12 protein-coding genes are annotated in these 15,581 nt (G+C 41.7%); all 12 read right to left on the bottom strand.

Translation table 11 applies throughout. The features are described from left to right. Positions 1 to 427 precede the first annotated feature (427 nt). Complete coding sequence (locus tag ADM33_RS08230; protein ID WP_049504425.1) at positions 428 to 1,516, bottom strand: AI-2E family transporter; 1,089 nt, start codon at positions 1,514 to 1,516, stop codon at positions 428 to 430. Between the two features lie 9 nt (positions 1,517 to 1,525). Continuing rightward, positions 1,526 to 2,815 carry a membrane protein gene (locus ADM33_RS08235; RefSeq protein WP_049504426.1) on the bottom strand — a complete coding sequence of 430 codons (1,290 nt, stop codon included), beginning with the start codon at positions 2,813 to 2,815 and terminating at the stop codon, positions 1,526 to 1,528. Between the two features lie 515 nt (positions 2,816 to 3,330). Further along, positions 3,331 to 3,459: a hypothetical protein gene (locus ADM33_RS11800; protein WP_275138985.1), complete on the bottom strand. Its 129-nt coding sequence runs from the start codon at positions 3,457 to 3,459 to the stop codon at positions 3,331 to 3,333. Positions 3,460 to 3,517: 58 nt separating this feature from the next. Beyond that, the gene (locus tag ADM33_RS08240; protein WP_049504428.1) at positions 3,518 to 4,075 is read right to left on the bottom strand and encodes a hypothetical protein; all 558 of its coding nucleotides are present in this window, start codon (positions 4,073 to 4,075) and stop codon (positions 3,518 to 3,520) included. 179 nt (positions 4,076 to 4,254) lie between these two features. Beyond that, entirely contained in the window at positions 4,255 to 5,283 is a 1,029-nt protein-coding gene (queA, locus tag ADM33_RS08245; RefSeq protein ID WP_049504431.1) for a tRNA preQ1(34) S-adenosylmethionine ribosyltransferase-isomerase QueA, read from the bottom strand. Between the two features lie 39 nt (positions 5,284 to 5,322). Further along, entirely contained in the window at positions 5,323 to 6,231 is a 909-nt protein-coding gene (locus ADM33_RS08250) for a LysR family transcriptional regulator (protein ID WP_049504432.1), read from the bottom strand. Between the two features lie 171 nt (positions 6,232 to 6,402). Further along, positions 6,403 to 6,633: a GlsB/YeaQ/YmgE family stress response membrane protein gene (locus tag ADM33_RS08255; protein WP_049504434.1), complete on the bottom strand. Its 231-nt coding sequence runs from the start codon at positions 6,631 to 6,633 to the stop codon at positions 6,403 to 6,405. A gap of 9 nt (positions 6,634 to 6,642) precedes the next feature. Further along, positions 6,643 to 7,884: an aminopeptidase gene (locus ADM33_RS08260; protein ID WP_049504436.1), complete on the bottom strand. Its 1,242-nt coding sequence runs from the start codon at positions 7,882 to 7,884 to the stop codon at positions 6,643 to 6,645. A 20-nt stretch (positions 7,885 to 7,904) separates the two neighbouring features. Further along, positions 7,905 to 8,081 (bottom strand): hypothetical protein, encoded by a 177-nt coding sequence (locus ADM33_RS11555; protein ID WP_162489556.1) that lies wholly within the window; start codon positions 8,079 to 8,081, stop codon positions 7,905 to 7,907. Next, the gene (locus ADM33_RS08270) at positions 8,071 to 8,748 is read right to left on the bottom strand and encodes a hypothetical protein (protein ID WP_049504438.1); all 678 of its coding nucleotides are present in this window, start codon (positions 8,746 to 8,748) and stop codon (positions 8,071 to 8,073) included. Before ADM33_RS08270 ends, ADM33_RS11555 begins: the two co-directional genes overlap by 11 nt. Before the next feature lie 37 nt (positions 8,749 to 8,785). Further along, on the bottom strand, positions 8,786 to 13,180 hold the full coding sequence (locus ADM33_RS08275; protein ID WP_049504440.1) for a PolC-type DNA polymerase III: 4,395 nt from the start codon (positions 13,178 to 13,180) through the stop codon (positions 8,786 to 8,788). 113 nt (positions 13,181 to 13,293) lie between these two features. Then, positions 13,294 to 15,375, bottom strand: a complete 2,082-nt coding sequence (gene fusA, locus ADM33_RS08280) for an elongation factor G (protein ID WP_000090332.1) — start codon at positions 15,373 to 15,375, stop codon at positions 13,294 to 13,296. Between the last annotated feature and the right edge of the window lie 206 nt (positions 15,376 to 15,581).

Genomic DNA, 15,581 nt, shown 5'->3' on the forward strand with positions numbered 1-15,581 from the left:
CTAAAATCAGCTATATTTCAACATTTTTGTTTATTTTCAATATGAAAAGTTCTTACAAATTCATGTAGGGGGCATCTAAATCAACAGGAAAAAGCCTTAAAATCAAGGCTTTTTTTGCTGTCCAATAGCTTTTTATAGCAAATCATTATAAAGGTTTTCTAACCTTATCCAACTTATCATTTATTCTCAATCAATTGCTAGTAGTGTTTGATAAGGCCAACTGTTTTTTACAATAGAGAGCTAGTCTATAATTAACTAAACTATACTAATTTGTGCCCATATTACATGGCCAATCCGCATAGAGATTAAAATGGGCTATTATGAATTCATAAATTTTCGCAACGGAACAAGAGCAAGTCATTTAGAAATAAAAGAGAAGAGAATCTTTCACTCTCTTCTTAGTATATCTTATTAAATTCAGTCTTTCTCAATCTACCTGATTTTCCTTTGCAACGACAAATTCTTTAACCAATCGATAGATAACAGCAAATATGGGTGTAAAGAATATCATTCCAAGCAGTCCGAAAAGATTCCCTCCAATACTAGCTGCTGCAAGTGTGAAGAGAGCTGGTAAGCCGATAGATTGACCCACAACTTTGGGATAGATAAGGTTTCCCTCAATCAGCTGTATAATTTGATAAAGAAGGATAGACAGTAAAGCTTGACTTGGACTGACTGTAAAGATAAAAATCGCTCCTAGCACACAAGCAATCATAGGACCAACATAAGGAATGAAAGACAGCACTCCTGCAAAGATACCTGTCATTACCCCATAAGGTAGTCCAAATAGGCTATAGCCAACCGCTACCATAACTCCTATGATGACTGCTTCAATTAGCTGACTCATCAAAAACTGATCATAAGTTTCTAGTCCTATTTGTCCGATGTAAGCCAACTTTGTCACTACCTTCTCTGGAAGTAAGACTTTCAGAAGTCGGCTCGTCATCGCTGCCAAATGTTCCTTACTGGATAAAAATGAAAAGGTAAAGACTATAACCAGGAAGGCATTCATCATACTTGAAAAAATATTGCTGATATTACTAGTTAGACCAGATAAGAAGCCTATCAAAGCTTGGCTAATAGAGCTAGACTGTCCCTGTATTCCTGATACAACAGTTGACAACATGTCTTTGGTCACAAATTCCGAACTTTCAAGTAATTCCCCTAGTTGAGAGAGGACTGTTGAAAGTACTGTTCCCAGTTGACTAATAGTCAGAGCTAGGGTTGGTAACACCAAAACCAAAATACCAATCACGATTAAGATAAGAGTTAGGAAAACAAGTACCATGGCAATCGGACGACGCAACTCTGGCTTTACCTTCATTTTGACTAGCAATTGTTCAATTTTTTTCATGGGAACATTGAGCACAAAAGCAATAACAGCGCCATAAATCAAGGTTGAAGTCACGTCAAAGAAAGAGATTGCTCCTGATATAAAGCTCGATGCATTCAGAATTACAAGAGCAACCAGCCCTATAAAAAGTATTAACGGGGTGTATTTTTTTACTAAGTTCATAAATTCTCCTTAATAAACATGTTTAGATACGACTATACTATTTGGTTTTTCAAACTCTCGATTAAGGTAGGCTTGGTAAGTTCCTGGAGCGATAAATCCTTTGGGTGAGAGGATATCGGTGCCAGCCTGACCGACTATGGTATCAGCCAAGAGCACACAGTTTGTAGATAAGACAAAGTAGGATTTAAACTTAGATTTGATAAATTTATAAAGTTCCCCATCTGTCTCATGTCTGATTTTATAAGCGTAGGTGTAGTCTTCCTTACCATCACCTGTCATGATTTTATCTGCACTTGGCTCCCATGGAATCGTCAGTTGTTTCAATTCAGCCAACTTTTTCTGAACTGCTTTTTCCATTTCAGGCGTCAAATCTATCCCATAACCAAAAAGCGTTTTTTGACTCTCACGTTTACATAGGTCAATGTACTTGTCACGATCACAGAAATATAAGACACCATCTCCTACCATGCCAAATAAGGTCTCAGAAGACGGATCATAGTTGCCATAAGAAATAACACGGCCTTGATAGCAGATATCCACATGACCAATTGCCGAAAACAGAGAGGTCTCAGCTGTATGAACAAAAATTTCAAGCTCCGCTGTCTTACCAGACTTCACCATTCCAAGATGGATATCCTCTCTCTCATCAGCATTTTCCTGCATGAATTTGTTGATTTTTGCTAAAGTACTTGCAGGGATGAGAGCGGCTAGGGCAATAGGTAAGCTCATTCTGACACGACGTTTGAGATGGTTTTTCCCAATTTCCTTTTCAAATAAGAAACCGTCACGGATATTGGACACACCATAAAGGCAAAAATAAGCCCCTAAAACAAAGAGTTGAAAGACAGAATTTCCCGTAGAGGACAAAAGACTAGTCCCACCAAGAAAAACTAGTACGAGACCATCTAGTAAGAAACGAAAACGAGGTCGAATTTTGTTTTTGCGGTAGAGAACATAGGTGACAAGGTTGATACTAGCATGAAAAATCTGATAAATTCCAATCACAAGAGCCAAAATATAAATCGGCACATCCGTCGCAAGATTGGAGCCAAGCAAATATCCCAGCACTAACAATTTAACCAGTGCAACTCCCAAGGTGTCCGTTGACTGACTTTTTTTGAAAATACGTAATACTAAATCTAAGACCGTTGCTATCCAAGCTAAAAACAGAACCAGTCGAATAACCTTTACTGGCAACCAAGTCCCCGTGACCATCAAGATGAGACCTAGCAGAACAAACAAGAACCCCTGAGCAAGTAATTTCTTACCTGTCAGACCTAAAGATAGAATTTTCGCCATATAAAAACCTTTCAACAATAAAAATTAAACACTCCGATTAAACTGACTAGTAAATAGCCAACACTACAAACAGCCTGTGCCAGCAACATATGGTGACTAGAAATGACTGTAGTAATGTCACCATCTTGTCTTATGCACTTCTAAAATTTGTTATATTGATTAGAAGCCAGAGCTTATAAAAACTAGCTAAACTCGAGAGATAGACACAATTGCGACGAAAAAATGTATAACCAATTCAACTTGTTAAGGTAAGAAAGCATTATTTCCAATCTATTAATTATTCATCTATTACCTATTATGACACAATATTCCCTATAGTTCAACTTTTTACTTGTTTTTATATTACACGGACTAAAAAGTTTTCAACAGTTGATTGCATTTGTTTTAATAAGTTTTAACCTTTCTTGGTTAGATAAAAAAAGAACCATACAGTTTAGAATCTGTATGGTTTTTGCCCCACTTTTGCCCCATTTTTAAATCATGACATTGAAATACCTAAAAGTACCTTCCGAAAATCACTTAAATTTCAACTTTTTAATTACTTTCAAGATGATATAGTCTCCCAAATCCATGGGGGCATCTACATACAACAGGAAAAGCCTTGGAATCAAGGCTTTTTTACTTGTCAAATCAATCTCATCCATACTTTTCACCACTCAAAAAGCGAGCCGTCGATTTGGCTCACTTTTTCTTTTTTCATTCTTAATTTCGGTAAAAATGACTATCTTTGTCGCTTGGTGATTGGCCGATTGCCAAGACGTCTTGGCTGCCATCCGTACCTGTCAATTCATTTGCTACACCTGCTGGTGTAAAGATAAGGCGTGCACCTTCTCCACCATCGACAAGATGGATTCCTGTTGAGTAGTAGCCATCTTTTTCCTCTACTTGGCCCATTTCATACTGGAAGGTTCCTTTTGAACTTTGAATGGTCACGATTCCATCAGCTGTGACTGTAGCAGTTGTTCCAGCATAGTTTTCCCATGTTCCAAGAAATTTTGCGTAAGCTTCTGGCGACTTTTTCTTCTCTTCCTTCTTATCCGTTTGAGTGCTTGCGGAACTTGATGGACTCGTTTCAGACTTCGGCTCCTCTTTTTGACTAGCTTCTGTTTTACTTGATGACTCCTTAGTTACTTTAGAGGAAGAAGCCTCTTTGCTTGAAGATGCTGTAGTTTTTTCAGTATTTCCTCCACAAGCAGCAAGTGTCACCACAGCCAACAAGGCAAGTGCTGAAAGGCTGGTGTAGCGCAATGTTTTTTTCATGATAATCTCCTTTTAAAATGATGATACAGTTTTATCTGCATCTAAAATAGCTAGCCTGAAATTACATATATTTTTGACGGCTAACCTGTAGTTTTCAGTGTATCATTTATTTCCATATAATTCAATAGCTATTTGACATCAAAAAAGGCTAATCCAATCAGGAATTAGCCCTTCTATTTTTAATAAATAAACATGGCATCACCAAAACTAAAGAAACGGTATTTTTCATCAATAGCATGCTGATAGGCTTCGAGGACCAACTCACGGCCTGCAAAGGCTGAGACAAGCATGACTAAGGTAGACTTAGGCAAATGGAAATTAGTAGAAAAAGCATCTATAACCTTCCAGTCATAACCTGGCTTGATAAAGATATTGGTCCAACCAGAGTCTGCTTGGATCTGACCGTCAAACTTGCTTCCGATGGTTTCTAGCGTACGGATAGAGGTTGTCCCCACGGCAATGACACGGCCACCATTTTCCTTGACTTGACGTAAGGTTGCTGCAGCTTCCTCAGACAATTGGTAAAACTCTGAGTGCATCTCGTGCTCATCTAGATTGTCGACTGAAACAGGTCTAAAGGTTCCAAGACCAACGTGCAAGGTCAAGTAAACTAGGTGAACTCCTTTTTGCTGGATTTCTTCTAGTAACTCCTTGGTAAAATGCAAACCTGCAGTCGGAGCAGCCGCTGAACCACTCTCCTTGGCATAAACGGTCTGGTAACGTTCGCGGTCATCCAACTTTTCGTGGATATAAGGAGGCAAAGGCATTTCTCCAAGGCTTTCAAGCACTTCAAGGAAAATCCCCTCATACTCAAAGCGAACAATACGACCGCCATGGGTTAATTCCTCGGTCACAACTGCGCTTAGGCGACCATCACCAAAGACAACTCGAGCACCGACCTTGAGACGTTTGGCTGGTTTCGCCAACACTTCCCATTCGTCTCCAGCTGTATTTTTCAAGAGTAAGAGTTCAACGTGTCCACCTGTTTCTTCCTTTTGACCATGAAGTCGTGCTGGCAAGACGCGGGTGTCATTCATAACTAGGGCATCACCTGGCTCTAGCATCTCGATAATAGAGTGAAAATGGCGATCTTGAAATTCTCCAGTCTGGCGATTGACCATCAAGAGCTTAGAGGCATCACGCTTTTCCAAAGGCGTTTGAGCAATTAGCTCCTCTGGCAAGTGAAAATCAAAATCATTGGTATTCATTGGTGTCATATTTCCTTTTCTTTTCTAATGTACTTATGATTAGCTATCAAAACGAACTTCTTCAAGCAAATACTCGATGAAACGTTCACCCATCTTAGACAAGCTTGTTTTCTCATGCTGGATATAAACCAATTCAATAGGATCATCAATATCAAGCGGAATCGAAACAATATTGTCTCCATTAAGATTACTGTTAAGGATACCTGTCGCGATGGTATAACCGTCCAAACCAATCAAGAGATTGAACAAGGTCGCACGGTCACTAACCACGATGGATTTCTTGTGGTGTTCCTGTGACAAAATCTCTTCTGAGAAATAGAAGGAATTATGGGTTCCTTGGTCATAGCTCAAGTATGGGAAGTCTTCTAGATCTGCCAACTGCACCTTGTCTCTTTTAGCAAGAGGGTTGGTCTTGCTGACAAAGATATGGGGTTGTGCTGTAAAGAGATGATGGGCAACCAGATGATTGTCATCCAACATCTTCGAAAGAACATCTCGGTTATAGCTATTTAAAAAGAGGACTCCGACTTCACTGCGGAAGTTCTTGACGTCATCAATGATTTCCCAGGTTCTGGTTTCACGCAAAAAAAGCTCGTACTTTTCCATATCGCTTTTCTTAAGCAAGGAAACAAAGGCATTGACCACAAAAGCATAGTGCTGCGAAGACACACTAAAAAGCTCGCGATGAGCGATTGGGTTCTTATAGCGTTCTTCTAGAAGTTGGGTTTGCTCGACAACCTGACGGGCATAGGATAAAAATTCCATCCCATCACGTGTGAGAGTGATTCCCTTGGGATTTCGAATAAAAATCTCAATTCCCATCTCATTTTCTAGGTCACGAACTGCATTTGATAGACTGGGCTGCGTAATGAAAAGTTGCTTGGCAGCCTCATTCATGGAACCAGTCTCTACAATTTTGATAATATAGTGTAATTGTTGAATTCTCATGCTTTTATTGTACCATACTTGACGCAATATAAAAAGAACCAGTCACTGAAAGCTCTGTGGCTAAGCTTAGATGAGTGCTTTCAAAGGACTTTATCTAGCACTTTAAAAAGAGGTTGAAATAATTCCAACCTCCTTTAATCTTTATTATTATACAAGCTTTTTAATCGAAACTTAGCTTCCTCTTTCCCAGAAAATGGCTAGCAAAATCATAGCCCCGAGAACTGATGGGATAATAGCTGTACCGCTTAGGCTTGGTCCCCAAGAACCAAAGATTAATTGTCCTAAAAAGGCACCAATCCAACCAAGAAACATTTTCCCGAAGCAGCCCATGCGTTCGCCACGATTGGTGATAGCTCCTGCTAGTAGTCCGATCAAAAGACCGACAAACATACTTCCAATCATAGTTTCTCCTTAAATTGCCCAATCTCCATTGCGGAAGAGTGGTACGCGTGTTCCATCCTCACGGATACCATCGATATCCATTTGGCTCGAACCAATCATAAAGTCAACGTGAACATCAGAACGGTTAAGTCCTGCAGCTTCAAGCTCTTCTTCACTCATCTCAGCTCCACCAACAACGCTCGTTGCATAGGCTGCACCAATAGCCAAGTGGTTAGAAGCATTTTCATCAAAAAGGGTGTTAAAGAAGGTAATCCCTGACTGAGAAATTGGACTTGGATCTGGTACCAAGGCACACTCACCCAAGGCACGCGCACCAGCATTCTTAAAGACAAGGTCCTTCATAACCTGGTCACCCTTCTCAGCAGTGATATCAACGATTTGACCATTTTCAAAGGTTACCTTGATACCTTCGATGATATTTCCATTGTAGCTAAGAGGTTTTGTAGACGTTACATAACCATCTGCGCGACGGAAGTCAGGAGCTGTAAAGACTTCTTCTGTTGGCATATTTGGCAAGAAACCTTCGCCTTGAGCATTGATAGCTCCGGCTGATTCCCACACGTGGTTCTTCGGCAAGCCAAGTGTCAAATCAGTTCCAGGCGCTGTGTAGTGAAGGGCTGAGAATTGTTCTTTGTTGAGCATCTCTGCCTTGCTCTTGAGAATAGCAGCATGTTCTTCCCAAGCCTTAACTGGATCTTCTTCGTAGATACGGCAAGTTTTGAAGATTTGGTCCCAAAGGAGATCGACTGCTTCTTCGTCGCTTGCAGCATTTGGAAAGACCTTCTTAGCCCACTCGAGTCCAGCTGCAGCAGCAACCGTCCAGCTAACCTTGTTAGATTGGGTTGCAATACGCATTGGCTTCATGGCAATTCCCATAGCTTTAGCAGAAGCTGAAAGCTTTTCAGCATCCACTCCGTTCAAGGCACTTGGGTCAGAAGAACGAACACCGAGGCGACTTGCTTTGTTTTCAAGAAGGTAGTTCATCTCAGCAATCTTGTATTCTGGCACATTGTCCAAACGCTCCATCGGCACATGAAGGAATTTCTCACGGTTTACAAAGTCATCTGCCCATTGAACGATAACTTCGTGCGCTCCAAGTGCATAGGCTTCTTTGACGATTAAGTGAGCCAACTCGCGTTGCTCCACATCAATCGAGAGAGCCAAGGTATGACCAGGTTGCACGTTCACTCCGTTTGCAACCAACAACTTAGCATATTTTTCTAGATTTTCTTTAAAATTTGGTAAAACCATTCTGTTTTCTCTTTTCTATTTTATTTTTCTTTCAAAGCAGAAAATAATCCTGCCAAAGCAATAGCACCTGACAAGAGTGCTGTCGATAGAAGAATTGTCTGATCAGCAAGTTCAAATTGGTACTCAAACACCTTCTCAGCCGGTTTATCTTCCGCAAAAATTCTTAGTTTCATGAAATGTCCTTTTTTAGTCTTCATGCTCTCCTAGGTAGAGGCGTCGTGCCTCTGGACTATTTGTGAGGATATCTATATAGGTTTCATAGTCATCAGGTAGAGGCTTTCCTAAAGAGATATCTTGTTCTGGATTTATATTTTTCCCATAAAGAAAGCAAAGATAGAGACGTTCGTTGAGTGTTGGAAATACTTCAATAGACATGTGTTCAGCCTGACCTACCCGATCCCAATCCTGTTCTTTGATATCTGGTATGATATAAGCTTGGAAAAGTCCCATAAGTGGATTATCTTCTGGTTGTCCACTGTCCTTATCCGCCAGAACCAAAGAACAACGTCTACCAAAACCAGCTACTTGGCGCTCCCTTCCCTTTACCGAAACAGTAATAGGATGCCCTCCAATATGGCTATAAATCCATTCTTTAGGCAGTTCATAATCTAACAGTGGGGTAACTTCTTTGACAATCGCTACAGGACTGTAGCGTAGAAACTGGCGAGTAACAGCCTTACAAAAGAGGATATCCTCCTCTTTCAAGGTCACTCCCTTCCAATTATTTTCCTCGTTAAAATGGTTGAAAAATACCAGATAGGGATCACGCACCATTTGTGCTAATACGTAAACGCCATTTCGCAAACTTATGGAAATAACTTTCCCTGGTTTCCAGGGTGTTGCTCTTTTTTTCTTTTCCATCATGATACAACCTCAAACCTACACAAGACATTTCAAACTATTAAAACAAATCATCAAACAAACTCAACTGGTTATCCTCTGGCATATTGCCCAGAATGCCCATTTCATCCATCTTTTCAACTAGGGTTGAGGAGAGTCCTCCACGCTTGCGTAACTCCGTTTTAGAGAGGAATTCTCCCTCTTGACGAGCACGAACTAATTGCTTGGCAACGTTCTCGCCTAGCCCATCCATAGCGACAAACGGTGGGATGAGGGTGTCTCCATCGATGATAAATTCAGTCGCATCACTACGATAGAGGTCTAACTTGCCAAATTTAAAACCACGTTCCCACATCTCGTTGACAATTTCAAGCGTGGTGTAAAGGTCAATTTCTACATTAGAAGCTTCATTGTTCTTGCGTTTTTCAGCAATTTCTTGCATCTTGCGTTTAATGGCATCCAAGCCTGCCCCCATAGTTTTGATATCAAAGGCCTTGGCACGGATGGAGAAGTAAGCACAGTAATAATAAATCGGATGGTGAACCTTGAAGTAGGCCACGCGAAGGGCCATCATAACGTAGGCTGCCGCATGGGCTTTAGGGAACATGTACTTGATTTTTCCACAAGATTCGATATACCACTCAGGCACATTATTGGCCTTCATGGCTTCTATATAACCATTGCGCTCTTCTTCTGAGATTTTAAGCCACAAACCCTTACGCACTCGCTCCATGATTGTAAAGGCCATCTTTGGATCAAGACCGGCATGCATGAGGTAAACCATGATGTCATCCCGACATCCGATAACGGTTGAAAGATCCGCAATCCCTGCCTTAATCAAGTCTTGGGCATTTCCCAACCAAACGTCGGTACCGTGAGACAGACCAGAAAGCTGAAGCAACTCCGCAAAGGTCGTCGGATGGGTTTCGTCGACCATGCCTCGAACAAAGTTGGTTCCAAACTCTGGAATACCAAGCATACCAGTTGAGGTACCGATTTGTTCAGGTGTCACTCCTAGGATATCTGTACCTGAAAAGAGGGCCATGACCCCAGGATCATCCATCGGAATATCATTTGGATCAATGCCTGATAAGTCCTGAAGTTTCCGAATCATGGTCGGATCATCATGCCCTAGGACATCGAGCTTGAGGACGTTCTCATCGATATCGTGGAAATTAAAGTGAGTAGTCTGCCATTCAGCGGTCACATCATCGGCAGGATATTGCACTGGAGTAAAGTCATAGACATCCATATAGTTAGGAATAACAACGATTCCCCCTGGGTGCTGACCGGTCGTCCGTTTGACACCGGCAGCTCCTTGGGCTAGGCGTTCTACTTCAGCCTCACGGTAGAACTTGCCATAGTCACGCTCGTAACCCTTAACAAATCCATAGGCGGTCTTAGCAGCCACCGTTCCAACCGTTCCTGCACGGAAAGCATATTCTTCCCCAAAGATATCACGAACATCCAAGTGGGCGCTCGGTTGATCCTCACCAGAGAAGTTCAAATCGATATCGGGTACCTTGTCCCCATCAAAACCAAGGAAGGTCTCGAAAGGAATATCCTGGCCATTCTTGCTGAGCTTGTGACCACAGTTTGGACAGTCTTTATTGGGCATATCAAATCCTGAACCGTAAGAACCATCTGTGATAAACTCACTGTACTGACACTGACCACAGACATAGTGAGGAGAAAGAGGATTAACCTCGGTGATCCCAATCATAGTCGCAACAAAACTGGATCCAACAGACCCACGAGAACCAACCAAGTAGCCTCGTTCGTTGGAACGGTGCACTAGCATTTGCGAAGCTAGATAAATCACGGCAAAACCATTCCCCAGGATAGAAGTCAATTCCTTTTCAATCCGTAGATCAACGATATCTGGTAGTGGATTTCCATAGATTTCAAAGGCTTTCTTATAGGTTAGCTCAGCAACTGTTTCTTCGGCTTGGTCAATGAAAGGTGTATACAAGTCGCCTTTAACGACCTCAACAGGCTCAAAGATTTCTGCCAAGGCATTAGTATTTTCAATGACAATCTTACGAGCCAAATCTTCTCCTAGAAAGGCAAATTCATCCAACATTTCATTGGTTGTTCTAAAATGCGCCTTGGGTAGTGGAGCTGGTTGGGCAGCTTCTCCATGACCGATCGTTCGGTTAATCATGGCTCCCTGACCTAGACTGCGGACGATGATTTCTCGATAAATTTCATCCTCAGGTTCTATATAGTGAACATTTCCTGTCGCAAGAACGGGCTTACCGAGACGGTCTCCGACCTCAATCAAGCTCTTGATAATGGTCTGAAGCTCCTCCATATCCTTAACCTGCTCTTTGGCAATCAGAGGTGCATAGATAGCCGGAGGCATGACCTCGATAAAATCATAGTATTTAGCTACTTCGACTGCCGCATCTACACCTTGTGACACGACTGCATCAAAGACTTCCCCTTCTGTACAAGCGGAGCCCAAGATTAAGCCTTCTCGATGGGCATCCAGTACCGTACGTGGAATTCGTGGTACTCCTTCAAAATACTGAGTATTTGAGAGAGAAACCAGCTTAAAGATATTTTTCAAGCCCACTTGATTTTTCACATAAATGGTCGCATGCTTGACTCGAGCTTTTTTATAAGAATCTGGACTGATTAAATCAAGGTTTAATCGCGCCAAATCTGTCACACCGTGTTTTTCTGCCACTTCCTTGATAAAGATAAAGAGCAAACGGCCAGTTGCTTCCGCATCGTAGTTGGCCATGTGATGGTGTTCTAGGGCAACACCAAAACGTTTAGTCAAAGGCCCTAGACCGTGGCGCTTGTATTCAGGATAGAGATTTCTTGCGAATTCTAGCGTATCGATGACAGGCTGAGTGATTCTTGGCAAGCCATGACGTTCATAGTTGGCATTCATAAAGCCAACGTCAAAGCTTGCATTGTGGGCTACAAGAACGGTATCCTTACAAAATTCTTGGAATTCTTTCAGAACTTGAATCAAGGGTTTGGCATTTTTCACATGCTCATCCGTAATTCCAGTCAATTCCGTAGTAAAGGCTGACAAGGGGTGCCCAGGATTGATAAATTCATCAAATTCAGCGATGATATTACCCTTATACATCTTGGAAGCTGCAACCTGAATCAAGTCATTATAGATAGCAGATAGACCAGTCGTTTCCACGTCGAAGACCACATAAGTCGCTTCAGACAAATTCATCTCAACTTCGTTATAAACGATAGGAACACGGTCCTCAACGATATTGGCTTCCATACCATAGATAAGTTGGATACCAGCTTTTTTGGCAGCCTTGTACCCATGAGGGAAGGACTGAACATTGCCATGGTCCGTGATAGCTACTGCTTTGTGACCCCATTTGGCAGCTGTCGCAACGATTTCTTCGACCTCAGGCAAAGCATCCATGGTCGACATGTTGGTATGGGCATGAAACTCAACGCGACGCTCACCTTCTGGCATCAAGTCTTTCCGTTCATAATGAACCACTTCCTGCACATCTTGCACATTCATGGTCAAATCTCGTGTGAAATTATTCATCTCAACATTCCCACGAACACGGAGCCATGAATTTTTCTTGATCATGTCAAACTTCTGAGCTTCTTCTTCATTTTTGACCCATTTTTGCATAGAGAAACTGGAAGTATAGTCCGTCATCTTGAAGTTAATCAAGACACGACCCGTTCTAGTTACCTTATGCTCCACATCAAAGACAACTCCTTCAAAGACCAGACGATTTTCTTCGGTATTGACCTCAATCATAGGAGTAATCTCTGCCTTGTCTAGTTTTGGCTTGGCAGCTGCTTTCTTGGCTTGGAAATCAAAGACAGGCTTATCCTCAACTGGAGGAGGAGGAGCCATCTGTTCCAATTGTTCCATAGCCCGAAGTGTTTCTTCATTGGCTGCTTGGATAATCATTTGATTTTCCGTTTGAAAGGCCACTTGCTCTTCCCTCGTGAGTTCTTCATTTTTTTCTAAAATGCAGGATAATTTAGGAAAGCCAAAAAGTTCCAGCTGTTTGCTAAGATTTGGCAGATGATTTTTTCTAAAATGCTCTGTATCTGCCGCCTCAGAAGCTTCAATGATTAACTGGTCATTTTCAAAGCGAACCTGAAAATTCTGATATATAGAACGAAAACCTTGACTAGCGCAAGGACCATCCGAAAAAGCCTCTCGATAGTAGGCTTGTAAAAGTTCTCTAGAAAATTCCTGATTTCTTGTTTTTATCTCAAAACTAGCCTGATTTCCCGTTTTTGAGAATTCTTCTTTCAAGCCTCTTTTCAACTCTAGAAAAAGTTCAAAAGGCAAGATATTTTCAAAAACAAAATGAAACTCCCAAACTTTGCTTCGTTTATGAACAATGACTTGTTCTATTTCAGCCTGAGAGAAGGCCTCATGATTTCTCATTTCAGCGGGTATTCCCAACTGATTCATTAAAATTTCAAAAGTGGTTGACATCCATTTTCCTCACAATATACTCCTTCTATTTTACCATATTTGAGGCACTTTTACCTATTTCTACCAAACAGAAAAAGAAGCCACAAAGTGACTTCTTTTAAAGTGACGGTGAATTATTCTTCACCTTTGTTTTTCTTAATGATTTCTTCTTGTACTGACTTAGGTACATCTTCGTAGTGGTCAAATACCATCATAAATGTACCACGTCCTTGTGATGCAGAACGAAGAACTGTTGCGTAACCGAACATTTCAGCAAGTGGAACGTAAGCACGAACGATTTGGCTGTTACCGTGTGCTTCCATACCATCTACACGTCCACGACGAGCAGTTACGTGACCCATAACATCACCAAGGTTTTCTTCTGGAACAGTGATTGTTACAAGCATCATTGGTTCAAGGATAGCTGGTTGTGCAGTCTTAGCAGCTTCTTTAAGTGCAAGAGATGCAGCGATCTTGAAGGCAGTTTCAGATGAGTCGACATCGTGGTATGAACCATCGTAAAGCTTAGCTTTAACGTCAACCATTGGGTAACCCGCAAGAACACCGTTAGCCATAGATTCTACCAAACCTTTTTCAACCGCTGGGATAAATTCACGAGGAACCACACCACCGACGATTGCGTTTTCGAATTCGAATCCTTTTCCTTCTTCGTTTGGAGTAAATTCAATCCATACATCACCGAACTGACCTTTACCACCAGACTGACGTTTGAAGAATCCACGTGCTTGAGTAGAAGCGCGGAATGTTTCACGGTAAGATACTTGAGGAGCACCTACGTTCGCTTCAACTTTGAACTCACGACGCATACGGTCAACAAGGACGTCAAGGTGAAGCTCACCCATACCAGAGATAACTGTTTCACCAGTTTCAACGTTAGTTTCAACGCGGAATGTTGGATCTTCTTCAGCCAATTTTTGAAGGGCGATACCCATCTTATCTTGGTCTGCTTTAGATTTAGGCTCAACCATCAATTGGATAACTGGTTCTGGAACGTTGATTGACTCAAGGATGATTTTAGCTTTTTCATCTGTCAATGAGTCACCAGTTGTAGTGTCTTTCAAACCAACGGCAGCAGCGATATCACCTGAGTAAACAGTGTCAATTTCTTGACGGCTGTTAGCGTGCATTTGAAGGATACGTCCGATACGTTCACGTTTACCTTTAGAAGTGTTCAATACGTAAGAACCTGATTGAAGAACACCTGAGTAAACACGGAAGAATGTCAAACGACCTACGAATGGGTCAGTCATGATCTTGAAGGCAAGAGCTGCAAATGGCTCTTCATCAGATGCTGGACGAGTTTCTTCTTCATCTGTATCTGGGTTGATACCTTTGATCGCTGGGATGTCAAGTGGGCTTGGAAGGTAGTCGATAACCGCATCAAGCATCAATTGAACACCTTTGTTCTTGAAGGCAGAACCACACAATACTGGGAAGAATTCAACGTTGATAGTCGCTTTACGGATACCAGCTTTCAATTCTTCGTTAGTGATTTCTTCACCTTCGAGGTATTTCATCATCAATTCTTCATCAGTTTCAGCAACTGCTTCGATCAATTTTTCACGGTACTCTTGAGCTTGGTCAAGGTATTCAGCTGGAATGTCTTCTTCAAGGATATCTGTACCAAGGTCATTAGTATAGATTTCAGCTTTCATCTTGATCAAATCGATGATACCACGGAAGTCATCTTCAGCACCGATTGGCAATTGAATTGGGTGTGCATTTGCTTGAAGACGATCGTGAAGTGTGCTTACTGAGTAAAGGAAGTCAGCACCGATTTTATCCATTTTGTTGGCAAATACGATACGTGGAACTCCGTACTCAGTTGCTTGACGCCAAACTGTTTCAGTTTGAGGCTCAACACCTGATTGTGAGTCAAGAACTGTAACCGCACCGTCCAATACACGAAGAGAACGTTGTACTTCGATTGTGAAGTCCACGTGTCCTGGTGTGTCGATGATGTTTACGCGGTGGTTGTTCCATTGAGCTGTTGTCGCAGCAGATGTGATAGTGATACCACGCTCTTGCTCTTGCTCCATCCAGTCCATTTGTGACGCACCTTCGTGAGTTTCACCGATTTTGTGGATTTTACCAGTGTAGTAAAGGATACGCTCAGTTGTAGTTGTTTTACCAGCATCGACGTGAGCCATGATACCGATATTACGAGTTTTTTCAAGTGAAAATTCGCGTGCCATGAGGTTTGTTTCTCCTATATTTTTTATTTCTATTCTATTATAACATGATTTAATAAAAACGGATAGGCAGGACCTACCCGTTCTCAATGTTTTCATGTTATTGTTGGTTTCAACTTGCGGAATGGTAAGTTGAGTTGTACTCGAGCTAAAGTTAATTAGCCGATTTGAGCCGGAACGGGATGCTGTGTGAAAAAGATAAACTTCCT

The sequence above is a fragment of the Streptococcus oralis genome (assembly GCF_001075875.1).
Taxonomy (GTDB): domain Bacteria; phylum Bacillota; class Bacilli; order Lactobacillales; family Streptococcaceae; genus Streptococcus; species Streptococcus oralis_I.